This is a genomic window from Limimaricola sp. G21655-S1 (assembly GCF_027213785.1).
In the GTDB taxonomy this organism is placed as follows: Bacteria; Pseudomonadota; Alphaproteobacteria; order Rhodobacterales; family Rhodobacteraceae; genus Limimaricola.
Window position 1 is genome coordinate 1 of the sequence record NZ_JAPWGO010000079.1, and the last position, 580, is coordinate 580.

At 63.8% G+C, this 580-nt stretch carries 2 protein-coding genes; both read right to left on the reverse strand.

Going from position 1 to position 580, the window contains the following annotated elements; translation table 11 throughout:
- Positions 1-203 (reverse strand): mercury resistance system transport protein MerF (gene merF / locus O4G76_RS22200; RefSeq protein ID WP_269398893.1); only part of this gene is annotated, 203 nt, incomplete at its 3' end.
- Positions 200-517, reverse strand: a complete 318-nt coding sequence (locus tag O4G76_RS22205; RefSeq protein ID WP_269398894.1) for a periplasmic mercury ion-binding protein — start codon at positions 515-517, stop codon at positions 200-202. The genes merF and O4G76_RS22205, both read right to left, overlap by 4 nt.
- Between the last annotated feature and the right edge of the window lie 63 nt (positions 518-580).

Here is a 580-nt window from a genome sequence, read left to right on the forward strand (position 1 = left end):
AACAGCAGCGGGAACAGCGCGTAGTCGAGCCACCCCGTCACCGCCGACAGGCCTGCGCCAGCCAGCGCCAGGACAAGAAGTGGCGTGAAGCAGCATATCGCCGCGAATATTGCGCCGCCGAGGCCCCCCTTCAGCAGGCGGTTCGCCTGGGCCTTGTCCGGCTGCTCTCTCGATTGATCCGGATGATCGAGACCCTGCTTCACGAGCCCTCCCCACCCAGCGGGTCTCCCAGAAGCGTCGCCGGGTAGCCGTTCTCCTCGACCGCAGCGATGAGGGCGTCAGTGGAGGTGATTTCGTCGTCGAAACGGACCGTATAGAGCCCCTCGCTCGAGTCCTCGCCCTCGACAAAGTCCTCGATCACCACGCTCTCCACGGATTTCAGCGAGTTGCCGACGATGAACGAGCACGAGGGACAGGTCAGTCCCCCGACCTCGAGGCGGACGACCTGTTCGGCGGCAAAGGCGGGGGCGGCGAAAAGCGCGGACAGCGCCAAGGCGCCGGATAGGATGTTTCTCATGTCAGTGTGCTTTCAGAACGAGAGGATGTAGGGGGAGGCGTAGGGAAACAGCATGGCAATGAG

Coding starts and splice junctions, on each gene's coding strand:
- O4G76_RS22205 (WP_269398894.1), bottom strand. CDS start 517: ATGAGAAACATCCTATCCGGCGCCTTGGCGCTGTCCGCGCTTTTCGCC.